This window comes from Arthrobacter sp. HMSC08H08 (assembly GCF_001807575.1).
Taxonomy (GTDB): Bacteria; Actinomycetota; Actinomycetes; order Actinomycetales; family Micrococcaceae; genus Pseudoglutamicibacter; species Pseudoglutamicibacter albus.
This window is the reverse complement of sequence record NZ_KV789376.1, coordinates 107,116-121,216: the sequence shown is the minus strand read 5'-3', so window position 1 is coordinate 121,216 and position 14,101 is coordinate 107,116. Positions and strand designations below refer to the sequence as shown.

The 14,101-nt window shown below is 60.0% G+C and carries 13 protein-coding genes; 12 read left to right on the top strand and 1 reads right to left on the bottom strand.

The window, feature by feature from the left end; translation table 11 throughout:
* The first annotated feature begins 22 nt into the window (after positions 1-22).
* From HMPREF3175_RS01870 to HMPREF3175_RS01845, 6 genes are all read left to right on the top strand, one after another.
* Complete coding sequence (locus tag HMPREF3175_RS01870; RefSeq protein ID WP_070490410.1) at positions 23-2,113, top strand: DUF8094 domain-containing protein; 2,091 nt, start codon at positions 23-25, stop codon at positions 2,111-2,113.
* Positions 2,114-2,173: 60 nt separating this feature from the next.
* Positions 2,174-3,163 carry a tetratricopeptide repeat protein gene (locus HMPREF3175_RS01865; RefSeq protein ID WP_176745109.1) on the top strand — a complete coding sequence of 330 codons (990 nt, stop codon included), beginning with the start codon at positions 2,174-2,176 and terminating at the stop codon, positions 3,161-3,163.
* A 199-nt stretch (positions 3,164-3,362) separates the two neighbouring features.
* A complete protein-coding gene (locus HMPREF3175_RS01860; RefSeq protein WP_070490408.1) occupies positions 3,363-4,136 on the top strand; it encodes an ABC transporter ATP-binding protein in 774 nt (257 codons plus the stop codon).
* Complete coding sequence (locus tag HMPREF3175_RS01855) at positions 4,121-5,701, top strand: hypothetical protein (protein WP_070490406.1); 1,581 nt, start codon at positions 4,121-4,123, stop codon at positions 5,699-5,701. Before HMPREF3175_RS01860 ends, HMPREF3175_RS01855 begins: the two co-directional genes overlap by 16 nt.
* 53 nt (positions 5,702-5,754) lie before the next feature.
* Positions 5,755-6,042 carry a DUF3039 domain-containing protein gene (locus tag HMPREF3175_RS01850; protein WP_035754612.1) on the top strand — a complete coding sequence of 96 codons (288 nt, stop codon included), beginning with the start codon at positions 5,755-5,757 and terminating at the stop codon, positions 6,040-6,042.
* Between the two features lie 160 nt (positions 6,043-6,202).
* Positions 6,203-7,984 carry a DEAD/DEAH box helicase gene (locus HMPREF3175_RS01845; protein ID WP_035754615.1) on the top strand — a complete coding sequence of 594 codons (1,782 nt, stop codon included), beginning with the start codon at positions 6,203-6,205 and terminating at the stop codon, positions 7,982-7,984.
* Positions 7,985-8,147: 163 nt separating this feature from the next.
* On the opposite strand, the gene HMPREF3175_RS01840 is transcribed toward HMPREF3175_RS01845, so the two are convergent.
* Positions 8,148-9,455, bottom strand: coding sequence for a nicotinate phosphoribosyltransferase (locus HMPREF3175_RS01840; protein ID WP_070490404.1), 1,308 nt, complete (start codon positions 9,453-9,455; stop codon positions 8,148-8,150).
* Positions 9,456-9,520: 65 nt separating this feature from the next.
* On the opposite strand from HMPREF3175_RS01840, the gene clpS reads away from it, so the two are divergent.
* The 6 genes from clpS to rdgB all read left to right on the top strand — a co-directional run bounded on the left by clpS (position 9,521) and on the right by rdgB (position 14,042).
* Positions 9,521-9,820: an ATP-dependent Clp protease adapter ClpS gene (clpS, locus tag HMPREF3175_RS01835; protein WP_035754619.1), complete on the top strand. Its 300-nt coding sequence runs from the start codon at positions 9,521-9,523 to the stop codon at positions 9,818-9,820.
* Complete coding sequence (locus HMPREF3175_RS01830) at positions 9,820-10,536, top strand: DUF2017 family protein (RefSeq protein ID WP_070490402.1); 717 nt, start codon at positions 9,820-9,822, stop codon at positions 10,534-10,536. The genes clpS and HMPREF3175_RS01830 overlap by 1 nt, the downstream gene beginning before the upstream one ends.
* 120 nt (positions 10,537-10,656) lie before the next feature.
* Positions 10,657-11,562, top strand: coding sequence for a glutamate racemase (murI, locus tag HMPREF3175_RS01825; RefSeq protein ID WP_370977398.1), 906 nt, complete (start codon positions 10,657-10,659; stop codon positions 11,560-11,562).
* A gap of 14 nt (positions 11,563-11,576) precedes the next feature.
* On the top strand, positions 11,577-12,536 hold the full coding sequence (locus HMPREF3175_RS01820) for an MBL fold metallo-hydrolase (protein ID WP_083285362.1): 960 nt from the start codon (positions 11,577-11,579) through the stop codon (positions 12,534-12,536).
* Positions 12,537-12,636: 100 nt separating this feature from the next.
* A complete protein-coding gene (gene rph / locus HMPREF3175_RS01815; RefSeq protein ID WP_035754623.1) occupies positions 12,637-13,380 on the top strand; it encodes a ribonuclease PH in 744 nt (247 codons plus the stop codon).
* Positions 13,377-14,042 carry an RdgB/HAM1 family non-canonical purine NTP pyrophosphatase gene (gene rdgB, locus HMPREF3175_RS01810; protein ID WP_070490579.1) on the top strand — a complete coding sequence of 222 codons (666 nt, stop codon included), beginning with the start codon at positions 13,377-13,379 and terminating at the stop codon, positions 14,040-14,042. Before rph ends, rdgB begins: the two co-directional genes overlap by 4 nt.
* Positions 14,043-14,101 lie beyond the last annotated feature (59 nt).

The window sequence follows — 14,101 nt, the reverse complement described above, 5'->3', positions numbered from 1 at the left end:
CCTCATTATCGGTATCGGACACATGACCTGGTGGTCTCCGCAGGATCGCCTCAGCGCTGAGATCCCGGACGATACCCCGGATGCGCCGATCACCATGATTTCTTCAGAGATTCATTTGGCGCCGGATTCCAACCCAGAGGTCAAACTGGGGGAAGAAGGCAAGTTCACGGTCGCAGTCGCACGCCCCTGGGACATCCAGGAGTGGGCGGGGTCCTCTGCGATGAACGTGATCGAATCTGTGGACACCGGTTCGCGCACGTTCAAGGTCGAGCACAAGAAGGGCGATGCAAAGGCTCCTAATCCTCAGGGCTCTGACCTCTGGATTTCAGAGTCTGAGCAAGAAGGCCGGTGGGATGTGGCCTGGCCTGAGGAGATTCACGGTCCTGTCGCGCTGCTGGTCATTAAGGACGGGACTGAACCTGCGCCGAAGGATCTTGTGGTGACGTGGGATAACCCGGAGGCTGAGATGTCAGCCAAGTGGGCTAAAGCGACTCCGTGGTTTGTTGCCGCTGTCATCTTGTTTGGTCTTGCCCTGATTCTGGCGATGTCTCGTCCGAAGCGGCGCGGTGGCCGTCGCGTTGCTGATTCTCCGCGCCGTGCCGCAGCGGCTCGTCGAGGAGAGGACGCTGACCGGCGGGCTAACCACACCGGCCGCGCCGCTGGCGCAGGTATCGGTGCCGGTGTCGGTGCTGGCGCCGCCGCTGGGCATCCAGACGGCCAGCCGGGGGCAGATGCTGGATACGACGGTGACTCCTTTGAAGGTGCCGGCGATACGGCTGAATACGAGTTGCCTAACTTTGGCGGTAGCGATCCATATGTTCCGCAGTCGGATGACACGATCGTTGCAAGCCGCAGGCACGGCGTGGTTGCTCCCGCTGATTCTGAGGAACATGACGGTAACGACCAGGACCGCCGCGACGACGATGACGACTATTACGGCGGCGGATCTGCCGCACCGGCTCACGGCGAACAATCATGGGGAGACGATGAGCGCAACTGGCAGGAGGGCGATGACGTGAACCCTGAAGAAGATCCACGATTCCGCTCTGTTGCTGAACCTGCTACAACTAAGAGCCTTGGCCAACGTGAGGGTCGGCGCTCTCGTGCCTGGAAGGGCCTGATTGCTGTGGGTGCGGCCCTCGGCCTTGCGCTCCCGTCTCAGGTCGCGTGGGCGGACACCTCGGCCGAGAAGTCTGAGGAGGCCACCGCTAAGGCTGAAGAAGAGGAAGCCTATTCGATCCTGGTCACAACCCAGCTTGAGCGCATCATGAGTGATGTCAGCGACGTTGCTGCTGAGGGCGATAAGAAGCGTGACGCGAAGAAGCTCGAATCACGTTTTGAGGCAGACGCTCTGAACCTGCGCCAGGATCTTTACAGCGCGTTGAAGAAGAAGGTCAAGCTCAACGACAATCTTGTTCCGCCGATTTCGAAGAAGGTTGTGACCGCCGCGGTTCCGGTAGACCGTGGCTTCCCTCGAACCATCATGGCTGTGACCACGGGCAGCAACAAGGACCTGCCGGTCATTGTGACCCTCAAGCAGGCGAACGCCCGTTCCCAGTACAAGGTTGTGTCCGCAGTCCCGATGGTCGAGGGGGCAACGTTCCCGGGTATCGCAGTGGGGGACCCGGAGGTCCGCGCAGTTTCTGGGGGAGGTAAGAAGGGTGGCCCGATGTCACCTGAAGATGCCCTGAAACAGTTCTCTTCTGCACTGGGTGATGCGAAGTCCGGCGCTGCGAAGAAGTTCGCTAAGTCCCCGATGGTCGATCAGCTGCGTAAAGCAAACTCGGAGACCAAGAAGAGCTACGAGGGCGACGGCAAGGGTAAGTTCACGACCGATTACAAGGTCAACGCGAAGTCTGCTAACGCTTTGAAGATGCCGGATGGCAGTGTCATGGTCTCCGGTTTGGTCACCGAAACCATGAGGATGACCCCGGAGAAGGACGGCGGTAAGACGAAGCTCGCCGGCTTCATCCGCGAGTTTGTTGGCAAGGAAGAGACTGACAAGCCGGTCGAGGCTCGCCTCACGATTCCTGTGGTCATCAACATCAAGGACGGCAAACCAGCCGAGGTCGTTGGTATGTCGTATGTCCCTGTTGGTGTAGAGCTGAAGTAGCGACCGTGCGCCCCGAGGAACCTGCGGGGCACGACTGAGAGGATGAGGCACGCAGTGTCGATGGATTCTTCATCATTTGATGCACAGCCTGGGCAGGCGCACAACCCGAATGCGAGTGTGGGTGCTTCCGGAAGGCAAGCTGAGTTCGCCGCTCCAGCGTCCTCGGCAGGTGCTGTGGACTTATCATCGCTAGGCCAGCAAACCCCAGGCCAGGCTACTGAGGCATCGGACATGGAAGCCTCGCTGGGCCAGTGGGCCACGATGGTCACGGAAGAGTCGCTGCAGGAGTTCGCGCAGCTCAGCACGCGGGTCCCGGCGTTCTTGGTCGCGTATTCGGCGCGCTCTGAAGCCGCCGACTCCGTGGTCCGGGTTGTGGATGATGCGGTTGAGGCTCAGGCGGGTAAGTTCGTTCTGGGTGTTGTGGATGTCGATGAGCATCCGCGTGTGGCTCAGGCCTTGCAGATTCAGCAGGTGCCGATGCTGCTTGCGGTCTTAGGTGGCCGACCGATGCCGCTCTTCGCAGGCACCGTTGATTCCGAACAGATGGCGGCAACACTTCAGGAGTTGCAGCAGGTTGCGGTTCAGCAGGGGATGGCTTCCACGGTCGCACCTATTAACACGGCTGGCGCCGAAGCGGCTGGTGGCCGGTTCGCTGAGGCTGATGCGCTGGTTGCGCAAGGGGAATATGATGCGGCGCGGGCTTTGTATGAGCGTGCCGTGGAGGAGAACCCGGCTGATGCGGAGGCTGAGGCCGGTGTGCATCGGGTTGATTTGTTGAAGCGGGTCTCTGGTTTCGATGCGCAGGAGGTCCGTGATACTGCGGCTTCCAACCCGGATGATGTTCAGGCCCAGATCGATGTCGCTGATCTTGACGTCGTGGGCGGGCACGTGGATGATGCCTTCTTACGTCTGATTCGTTTCATCGGAGCGCATCGCGGTGATGACCGTGAGACGGCACGGGTGCACTTGGTTGAGTTGTTCAGCGCGGTGGGGCAGAACGATCCACGCGTTGCCGCTGGTCGCCGCAAGCTGGCGATGAGCTTGTTCTAGTTGAACCGGTGAAGTAACCGGAGAAAATGTGTCAAGAGCCACACATTCTAGTGTGGCTCTTGATCTGCATTAAATCGCATGGTTCGATTTTTATATGACGCATATTGCAGGCGAACCTGCGCATAACCATGAACGTGGGGTGGGGCCTACGCATAAAGGTCATGAAACAACATCACATCAGACGCAAGGAAGTTATCAGATGCAAGGTTTAGCGGATCCGTCCTCGGCGGCGGTGAGTTTCCGTGGGCTAGGTAAGAGTTTCGGGGATAAGGTCGCGGTCTACCCGTTCGCCTTCGACGTTCCGCGTGGATCGTTCTATGGACTGGTGGGGCCTAACGGGGCAGGTAAGACCACAACGTTGTCCATGCTGACCGGCTTGCTACGCCCGGATACCGGACATGCCTATGTTCATGGAGTCGATGTGTGGAAGGAACCACTCGTAGCGAAGAAGAAGCTGGGCGTTCTGGCTGATGGTATGCGGCTTTTTGACCGGCTTTCGGGCCGTCAGTTGATCACATACACGGGACGTTTGCGTGGCATGGATGCCGAGGTGGTTAACGCGCGCGTTGAGGATCTCTTGCGGGTCATGGACCTACAAGAGGCGGCCGATAAGCAGGTTGTGGATTATTCCGCGGGTATGCATAAGAAGGTCGCGCTCGCGTGTGCGATGATTCAGGCGCCGCAGGTTTTGGTTTTGGATGAGCCTTTCGAGGCCGTGGACCCCGTTTCGAGTGCCAATATTCGTGACATCTTGAATAACTATGTTGAGCAGGGCGGTACGGTCCTGATTTCGAGCCACGTCATGGCGATGGTTGAGCGGATGTGCACGCACGTTGCGGTGATCGCGCAGGGGCAGCTCAAAGCTGCTGGGACGGTGCAGGATGTATGCGACGGTATGACCCTTGAAGACCGCTTTGTTGACTTGGTGGGTGGCCGCGGCGAGCAGGAAGGGTTGTCTTGGTTGCACAGCTGATCAAGCTGCGGTGGAGGCTGTTCATTAACGGCCTGATCCGCAATAAATGGCAGCTCTTTGGCGTGATCCTGGGCGGGCTGTACATGGGGTTCCTGCTGGTGATCGGTGCGTTGGCGTTGGCGGCGATGACCCCGGAAGATGCGCCTTTTGCTCAGATGATCGTGGTGACGCTGAGCGCACTGGTAGTGCTGGGTTGGACTGTTGTGCCCGCGTTCTTCACGGGCATGGATGGGGCGATGGAGCCGCAACGCTTTGCGTTGTTCCCAATCAGCGCCGGAAGGCTCGCTCCAGGGTTGTTACTCGCCGGTTTCATCGGAGTCCCTGGCGTGGCAACGCTGATCTTCATGCTGATCGCTGCCTTCTCCTTTAAGTTCAACGCTGACTTGCTCGCGTGGGGGATTGTTGCCGGGCTGTTCTCAGCGTTGGCGGCGCAGCTTTTTGGGCGTACGTTCATGACGTGGTTTAGCACGGTGGGTGTCAAGCGTGGTGTGCGTGAATTAGGGACTGTGGTCTTGTTCCTCCCGGTCATGTTCATGGGGCCGATGATGGCCACGTTGGGTCCGGAGACGGATCACCACCTGATCGTGAACGTTCTAAACACGTTAGCTACCGTGAGCTCATATTCGCCGTTCGGTGCGTTCTTTGGCGCTGTGTGGGCCTTTGCATCGGGGAACATGGTCCACGGCGTGATCAGTGGCGCGATCGGTTTTGTGAGCATTGTGGTGTGCTGGGTTCTCTATGTTCGCATCGTCAAGAAGGCCGCGGTGTCTCCTCCGCATACGGCCGCATCGAAAGACGTGAAGGGGCTGGGCTGGATCGGACGCATGCCGGCAACTCCGTGGGGTGCGATTGCCGGCCGCGCGCTGATCTATTGGCTTAAGGACGCCCGCTATTCGGCCTCTTTGATCATGGTGCCGGTCCTCATCGTGGTGATCGGCATATTCATGCCACTGTTCCAACCGGAGGCTGCTTTCGGTGGCCACCTCGCCGGCATTATGGTTGGCGCGCTCATGGGGTTCAGTATTTCTGCCGATATTTCTTATGACTCAACGGCGTTCCATACACATGTTCTCACCGGGGTGCGTGGCTGGCAGGACCGGCTGGGCCGTGTAGTTGCGGTGCTACCGCTCTCATTCGTAGCAGTCGGACTATCCGCGGTGGTTCCGTTGCTGATTCTGGACCGCGTCGAAATGATTCCTGATTCGCTACTGGCTTCGCTGGCAGCACTCGGTGTTTCATTGGGGCTGTCCGCGCTGGTATCGGCACGCTGGATTTATGCTGTTCCACAGCCGGGGGACTCCCCGTTCCAAACGCCACCGGGGTCCGGTATGCGGATATTCATTACCCAGACCCTCTACCTCGTCGCGGTAGCCATTCTGCTCGCGCCTACCGTGGTCTTCTACCTCATGGCGTGGAACGAGGCGCGCGTGGTTCCGTTCGCGGTAACCGCCGCGTTCGACATCGTGTGGGGCCTGGTGATCTGTGTAGTAGGTATCTGGCTAGGCGGGAAGTGGTACGACCGTTCGACGCCTGAGCTGATGCAGACCGTTATCCGCCACGCGTGATCAATCATCTTTCCTCGTGTGCGCTCGGGCCGGGGCGGCATAGAATGGGTGGCATGAGTTCTCTCAACGATCCCTATGCCAACGATCCTGCCTCGCCTGACACCGCCTCACCTGGCGGCACTGCTGTGATGGACCGGCAGCTGCAAGAGCAGTTGTCGGAACCAGGGGACCATGAACGTTTTGCGCACTACGTGCAGAAAGACAAAATCATGGAGTCCGCCCTCACGGGTGAACCGGTGATCGCTTTGTGCGGCAAGGTTTGGGTCCCAGGCCGTGACCCGCAGAAGTTCCCGGTGTGCCCGGACTGCAAGGAAGTCTATGATTCGATGATGGGCGACTAAGCTAGCCCAGCGTCCGCGCGGGTTGACCCAGCGGTTCACTGTCGCGCTGTTTCCAAGCCGTGTTCGTTGCACGCGATGCTTGTTTTGTTGCGCCCGTTTCCGCATAGAAACCGGTGCTCTGTTTCTGATGGTTGAAGAATGATTGTGGAGTGATGCCTTTATGTCCGATGCCCTGTTTTCCGTGGGCGAGGACATGCCACCGGCGTATCCGGAACGAGCCGCGTGGGGCACAGCTCCTAAGCTGCGGCAGTGGCAGGCAGAGGCTCTTGAAGCGTTCTTCAACAGTCCAGAGAAGGACTTCCTTGCAGTTGCAACCCCAGGCGCAGGTAAAACAACGTTCGCGTTGCGTGTAGCCAAGACCCTGGTTGAGCGCGGCACCATCAACCGCATCACTGTTGTAGCGCCGACCGAGCACCTGAAGACGCAGTGGGCTGACGCCGCCGCCCGCATCGGGCTCTCCATTGACCCGAACTTCAAGAACTCCGATGGCCGCCACGGCCGCGGCTTCATCGGCGTTGCCGTGACATACGCACAGGTTGCGAACAAGCCGCTGCTGCATCGAGCACGCACTGAGGCCGGGAAGACGCTCGTGATCCTCGATGAGGTCCACCACGCAGGCGACGCGTTGAGCTGGGGCGACGGTATCCGGGAGGCCTTCGAGCCTGCGGTACGCAGGCTATCGCTTACGGGTACGCCGTTCCGTTCGGATACGGCGCAGATCCCGTTCGTTGAGTATGTAGAAGACGAAGAGGGCATCCGCCGTTCGAAAGCCGACTACACCTACGGTTACGGTGAGGCGCTCAAGGATCACGTTGTTCGCCCTGTCATGTTCATGGCCTATTCCGGTTCGATGCGGTGGCGCACCTCAACAGGTGAAGAGATGGAAGCCCAGCTGGGGGAGGCCGCGACCAAAGACATCACACAGTCCGCGTGGCGTACCGCTTTGAACCCTGAAGGTGAGTGGATCCCGAAGGTTCTTCGCGCAGCGGATCAGCGTTTGACTGAGGTGCGTCGAAGCGTTCCGGATGCCGGCGGATTGGTGATCGCAACCGACCAAGACAGCGCGCGTGCGTATGCGGCGATCCTGGATCGCATCACAGGCGAGAAGACCACGGTTGTGCTCTCCGATGATGCCGGGGCCTCGCAACACATCGAGGACTTCACAGCGAACACGAAACGGTGGATGGTCGCCGTGCGCATGGTGTCTGAGGGTGTTGACGTGCCGCGTTTGGCAGTCGGCGTTTATGCGACCTCTACGTCCACGCCACTGTTCTTTGCTCAGGCGATCGGACGTTTTGTGCGCTCCCGCAAGCGCGGCGAGGTCGCGAGCGTCTTCTTGCCCTCGGTGCCTGTTTTGACGCTTCTTGCCAACGAGATGGAGGTAGAGCGCGATCACGCACTGGACCGGCCAAGTAGCGGTGAAGACCAGACGATGCAGGAAGTCGAGGCGGAACTCGCTCAAGCCAACCGTGAAGAGCGCGCATCAAGTGAGCTCACTCATGGCACCTTCCAGGCCCTTGAATCGGATGCGAGCTTCGACCGTGTTCTCTACGACGGCGGCGAGTTCGGGCTAGGCGCGGGCGTGGGTTCCGAAGAGGAACTTGATTTCCTTGGCATCCCGGGCCTACTGGATGCCGAACAAGTCGGTGAGCTGTTGCGTCAGCGGCAGGCCAAACACCTGAGCAAGCGGAAGACCGCGGCACAGCAACAAACACCGGGGCAAGAAACACAGGGAGTCGTGGATCACCGCCAGCTCATGGACTTGCGTACCCAACTCGCTAAGTCTGTTGCGGCGTATGCGAATAAGACGGGTATTCCACACGGTCAGATCCACAACAAGCTACGCGCCATTAGTGGTGGCCCGCCGGTGGCGCAGGCTTCCGAAAAGCAGTTACGTAACCGCATCTCGACGCTACAGAAATGGTTTGTCGGCCAAAAATAAGGGCCGAAAATAAACGCCGTGGACGGCGCCTAACCGTGGACGGCGCCTAACAACAGCGGCGGCGTCCAGAACAAATATGCCATCTATGCCCTGGGCGCCGCCGGTTGTGTGTGCTTCGTTTCTGTGGGTGTTTTGTTTCTGTGGGTTTCGTCTTTCTGTGATCTTAGTCCTCGATCAGCGTTGGGATCACGGGTTCGCCCCGCATCAGCTGGCGTGCCCGCCCCGGCATTTCTTCGATCGAGGATTTACGCCGCTCGATCGCTGCCTCGACACCAGCAGCGCCGGTCAAACCGTCCTGGATTTCGCCGTTCACCACGAGTGGGATCTGCAGCGGGCGGTCGCTATCGGTGGCCCCGGAAGGAACCCGGTTCACACCGATCAGCTCAGCGGTTGCGCGGCCGCGTTCATTGATCTGGCGGTACGCATACTTCTTACCACCCACCGATTTCTTACCGGATGCCGATTTCGCGACCGGAACCCACTGGCCGTCATTGCCCTGACGCGCAACCAGCTTGTACACCATGGAGGCGGTCGGTGCACCCGAGCCGGTCACGAGCTGGGTTCCGACCCCGTAACCATCCACTGGGGCAGAACGCAGCGCTGCGATCGCGTACTCGTTGAGGTCCGAGGTCACGATGATCTTAGTATTCGGGTTGCCGAGATCATCGAGAAGCTCCCGCACCCACACCGCCTGGGACAGCAAATCACCTGAGTCCAAGCGCACACCACCAAGCTGGGGCCCTGCTACTTCAACGGCGGTGCGCACGGCCTGCTCCACATCGTAGGTATCCACGAGCAGGGTCGTGTCAACACCCATCGAATCAATCTGGGCTTTGAACGCCTCACGCTCAGAATCGTGCAGCAGGGTGAAGGAATGCGCGGCCGTGCCCGCGGTTGTGAGACCGTAGCGGCGGCCCGCTTCAAGGTTGGAGGTGCTAGCAAAGCCTGCGATGGCGGCCGCGCGTGCCGCCGCGATCGCGGACTCTTCGTTGGCCCGCCGCGATCCCATCTCAATGCATGGCCGTCCGCCCGCTACAGCGATCATGCGGGACGCCGCTGAGGCGACCGCGGTGTCATAGTTGAGCACTGAGAGCAGATAGGTTTCCAGGATCACCGCTTCAGCGAACGTGGCCTCGACCTGCATGATCGGGGAGTTCGGGAAATAGATCTCACCTTCGGCGTAGCCGGTGATATTGCCGGAGAAACGGAAATCGGCGAGCCAGTTGAGCATCGCATCGCCAACCACTTTGTTATCCGAGAGGTAATCGAGGTCTTCGGTGGTGAAACGGAAGTTTTCAAGCCCCTCAAGGAACCGTCCGGTACCGGCCAAAAGGCCGTAGCGGCGTCCCTCCGGGAGACGGCGTGCGAAAACTTCAAAAACACTCTTACGGTTTGCTGTACCGGAGGCCATCGCGGCCTCGATCATGGTCAGCTCGTAGCGGTCGGTCATCAGTGACGTGCTCGTTGACATGCCCCCAGCCTAATATGTCAAGCCCTCTGAGGTGGCACTCGGGTCCCACCACTACAATGTGTCGTATGGCTGCCGCAACCTCTGTGAGTTATCAAGTGGAGAAGGACAACGCGTTCGCACCCGCTGCCTCGCGCCCTTTCGAGCTTGTTGTGTGGGATGACCCGGTCAATTTGATGTCCTATGTTTCCTACGTGTTCCGCACGTACTTCGGCTATTCGGATTCGGTTGCACAGAAACTCATGCTTGAAGTGCACCATTCGGGCAAGGCCGTGGTGGCTCGCGGGCCGCGGGAAAAGATCGAAGCCGATGTTGAAGCCATGCACGGTTTCGGTTTGCAGGCCACGATGCGCGGAGGCGACGCCTGATGGCACGTCCTTTCAGAGCTACACGAAAAGGCTATTCAACTGAACTTGACTACGCAGAGGCCCAGCTGTTGGTGATGCTGGCTCGCGACATCGACCAGTTGCTTGCCGGGCGTGAAGCCGAACACGTCGATGCGGGTCTGAAGGCCGTATCGGGCACAACGGGCGCCGCTTCAAGGACAGCCTCAGACTCCGTAGAAGAACCAACAGTTACAGCAGCCGACGGGGCAGACCGCTGGTGGGAAGAACTGGGGCTCAGTAACGACATAGCGGACGCGGGGGCCTCGCTGCTAGGCGGGTCGGCTACGTTGGATGACCCTCAGGACCCAGCGCTTTTGGCTATCTTGCCGCGTTCGATCCATACCGATGACGCGGTGGGCGCCCTTGACGGTGCGGATGCAGCGATGCGTGCACGCACCGAGCCGGGGCTCATCGCTCGTCAAAGGGAAGGCTTGAAGTGGCTTGCGCGTGCTGTGATGAAAGACCCATTCTTGGTTCCGCATGAGAAAGCGGGGCAGGTGGCCTCGACACTCAACGTCATGCGGCTTGTATTGGCAGCCCGCCTGGGCATCGAGGATCAACAGGACGCCGATCGCGTGCAGGAAGCCATGGAACAAGGAGTGTCCGATGACCCGGACCAAGGCATGGTTATGCTTTACGGCTTCACCTCGTGGCTGCAAGACTCACTCATGCATGCGTTGTTGCGTGGAAAGGCTTAGCCTAGATACGCATCAAGCACCTCATTTTCTATGTGCATAACGGAGACCATGAAACCGGCATTGAACTCTGCCTTAGCAGATAGCGCCCGAGCGGATAGCGCCTCAGCAGAAAACGCCTCAGTGGAAGGCAGCGTCGCAACAGAAAACAACGCCGCGGCTACGGTGACTCGTGCGTTGCGTGGAGAAGCTTCAGCGAGTGATCCCACGTTGGCGCCGATCGGCGTGTTCGATTCCGGGGTTGGCGGGCTCACGGTGGCTCGCGCGATCATCGATCAGCTTCCACAGGAGTCCATCCTCTATGTGGGGGATACCGGGCGCGGCCCGTATGGGCCGTTGCAGCTTGCGCAGGTGCGCGCGAATGCGCTCGACATCATGGACCAGCTGGTCGAGGCCGGTGTCAAGCTTTTGGTGATCGCATGCAACACAGCCTCGGCCGCTGTTTTGCACGATGCACGCGAGCGTTACACGGTGGGTTACGGCATCCCGGTGGTTGAAGTGATCAAGCCGGCCGTGCGTGCGGCGGTGCGTGCAACCCGTACGGGCCGCATCGGTGTGATTGGTACGCAAGCCACGGTACGCTCACGAGCCTATGAGGATGCGTTCGCGGCCGCCCCGCATATTGAGGTGCGTGCGGCTGCGTGCCCTCGTTTTGTGGAGTTCGTTGAACGCGGCGAAACCTCAGGCGAGGAACTATTGGATGTTGCCCAGAGCTATCTGCAGCCGCTCAAAGAATATGGCGTGGATTCGCTCGTGCTGGGGTGCACGCACTACCCGTTGCTCACGGGCGTGATCTCTTACGTCATGGGGGAGGACGTGAGCCTGGTGTCCTCAGCGGACGAGACCGCGAAAGACGTGTTCCGTTCCCTCACCGAGGCAGGCCTCATCGCCCCGCCCGAGGCGAGCGCGCGCCACACGTTCATGGCTACCGGTGACACCGAGCATTTCTCGGTCATGGCTCAACGATTCCTCGGACCCGAGGTGACGGGTGTAACCCACATGATCCCGCGATATCCCGACAACACTTAATCGGAGCTCATGACATGAAACTGACGATCATCGGCTCCACGGGATCATTCCCAGGCCCCGGCTCGCCTGCATCGTGCTATCTGCTGACCGCACACGACGGAACCCGCCCGTGGCGCGTGCTACTGGATTTCGGGTCCGGATCCCTTGGCGTACTGCAACGCTACATGGACCTCAAAGACATCGACGCGGTCCTGATATCCCATCTGCATCCAGACCACTGCATGGATCTGTGCGGGTTACACGTTGCAGTGCACTGGGACCCAGAAGGCTGGGGCAGGGACCGCGTGCGGGTCTATGGCCCAGCCGATACCGCAGACCGCATGGCAGACGCCTACGGCCTACCGCGCGATCCGGGTATGCGTGAAGACTTCGACTTCCGGGATTGGGTTGCGCACAAAGCCGTCACGATAGGGCCGCTGACCGTAACACCGTATCCGGTGGTCCATCCCGTCGATGAGGCCTATGCGTTCCGCATTGAAGGACACGAGATCCTCGAAGGCCGGCAAATCCACTCCGTATTGACCTATTCAGGAGACACGGACGAATGCCCCGAACTCGTCGAAGCCGCCCGTGATGCCGACCTCTTCTTGTGTGAGGCCGCATTCCAAGAAGGACGCGACGACCACATCAAGGGAGTCCACCTGACCGGAAAGCGAGCCGGGGAGGCAGCGAAAGCAGCCGCAGTCCAGCGGCTCCTGCTCACCCACATCCCCGTTTGGACCGACCACACCACCGTCTTAGAAGAAGCCCGCGCCGAATACAGTGGCGAACTCGCGGTGGCCGTCTCAGGGGTAACCTACGGCGTACGTTCAGGCGAACGCATCGGCGACCCACGCACTGCAACCATGTCCCGCGTCCCAGAATCCCTAGCACGCGCACTTCAAGAGGCCGGCGTGCGGCACCGGCCCATCCCAGGCCACCGCGGAACCCGCGAAAACCCTGTCCAACCGGGGCCACACGATCCATCGCCATAAAATCCCTCGCCATAAATGCAGGCGACCCTTGCCGCACCAACACATAACAAGCCGATTACAAAACACCGTGAAACCACCAAAGAACGGATACGATGACCGCATGGGCATAACTAACACACGCGCCGATGGTCGCCGAGCAGACCAGCTGCGCCCCGTCACCATCACCCGGGCATGGTCAAAAAACGCTGAAGGCTCAGCTCTCATCGAATTCGGTAATACCCGGGTTCTGTGCACCGCTTCCTTCACCGAGGGCGTACCCCGCTGGCTCAAAGGAGAAGGGCGCGGCTGGGTTACCGCTGAATACGCGATGTTGCCGCGGGCAACCAACACCCGCAATCAGCGTGAATCCGTCAAAGGGAAAATCGGGGGCCGAACCCACGAAATTTCCCGGCTCATCGGCCGATCCCTTCGCTCCGTGATAGACACCAAACAGCTCGGTGAAAACACCATCGTGCTCGATTGCGATGTACTTCAAGCCGACGGCGGCACCCGCACCGCCGCCATCACCGGCGCATTCGTCGCACTCGCCGACGCAGTCGAATGGGCACGCCAAGAAGGCCTAGTTGATCAGGACGCGCAGGTGCTGACCGATACCGTCGCGGCAGTCTCGGTGGGCATCATCGACGGAACCCCTGTTCTGGATTTGCCGTACGTTGAGGACGTCCGCGCGGAGACGGACATGAACGTTGTGGTCCGCGGCTCGGGCGATTTCGTTGAGGTACAAGGTACCGCCGAGGGTGCGCCATTCAACCGTTCAGAGCTCGATGCACTGCTGGATTTGGCAGTGACGGGAGCGGCAGAACTAGCCGCAATGCAATGCGAAACACTGGGATGGCAACGATGAACGCAAACCCTACCGAAACTGTGAACCCCAACGAGGAAACAGCCCCGCGGATCGTGCTGGCATCCCATAATCAGGGAAAGCTAGCGGAGCTACGCGAACTGTTGCGCGGCAAGGTCGAAGGCCTCGATGTAGACACCCAGCTCATTGATGCGGCAACCGCGGGCGCTGCCGATGTGGTCGAAAGTGACGTGACTTTCGAAGGCAACGCGCTGCTCAAGGCCCGCACCGTGGCCCGAGAGACCGGGCTGATCGCGATCGCCGACGACTCCGGCCTGGCCGTAGACGTCATGGGTGGATCCCCAGGTTTCCTCTCTGCACGCTGGGCAGGGGTGCACGGCGACGATGAAGCTAATAACCGCTTGTTGCTAGCGCAGATGGCCGACATCACCGACCCGATACAGCGGCGCGCTTACTTCGTGTGTGCTGCCGCAGTGGCAAGCCCCGACGGCTACGAAGTCGTGGAACGCGGGGAGCTCGAAGGAACCCTCTTGACCGAGCCCCAAGGTGAGGGCGGCTTCGGTTACGACCCCATCGTGCAACCGCTGGGCTCCAGCAAGTCACTCGCCGAACACACCCCAGAGCAGAAGAACAGCATCAGCCACCGGAAGAAAGCGATCGAGGCGCTCTTGCCCTCGATTATCGCTGCCTGCTCTAACAGCTAAGGGAAGATAGCTGACGGAAAACAGCGACGGGCGGATTGCGTTGATACGCAATCCGCCCG

Coding starts and splice junctions, on each gene's coding strand:
- HMPREF3175_RS01860 (WP_070490408.1), top strand. CDS start 3,363: ATGCAAGGTTTAGCGGATCCGTCCTCGGCGGCGGTGAGTTTCCGTGGG.
- rdgB (WP_070490579.1), top strand. CDS start 13,377: ATGAACGCAAACCCTACCGAAACTGTGAACCCCAACGAGGAAACAGCC.
- clpS (WP_035754619.1), top strand. CDS start 9,521: ATGGCTGCCGCAACCTCTGTGAGTTATCAAGTGGAGAAGGACAACGCG.
- rph (WP_035754623.1), top strand. CDS start 12,637: ATGGGCATAACTAACACACGCGCCGATGGTCGCCGAGCAGACCAGCTG.
- HMPREF3175_RS01830 (WP_070490402.1), top strand. CDS start 9,820: ATGGCACGTCCTTTCAGAGCTACACGAAAAGGCTATTCAACTGAACTT.
- HMPREF3175_RS01865 (WP_176745109.1), top strand. CDS start 2,174: ATGGATTCTTCATCATTTGATGCACAGCCTGGGCAGGCGCACAACCCG.
- HMPREF3175_RS01820 (WP_083285362.1), top strand. CDS start 11,577: ATGAAACTGACGATCATCGGCTCCACGGGATCATTCCCAGGCCCCGGC.
- HMPREF3175_RS01850 (WP_035754612.1), top strand. CDS start 5,755: ATGAGTTCTCTCAACGATCCCTATGCCAACGATCCTGCCTCGCCTGAC.
- HMPREF3175_RS01845 (WP_035754615.1), top strand. CDS start 6,203: ATGTCCGATGCCCTGTTTTCCGTGGGCGAGGACATGCCACCGGCGTAT.
- HMPREF3175_RS01840 (WP_070490404.1), bottom strand. CDS start 9,455: ATGTCAACGAGCACGTCACTGATGACCGACCGCTACGAGCTGACCATG.
- HMPREF3175_RS01870 (WP_070490410.1), top strand. CDS start 23: ATGACCTGGTGGTCTCCGCAGGATCGCCTCAGCGCTGAGATCCCGGAC.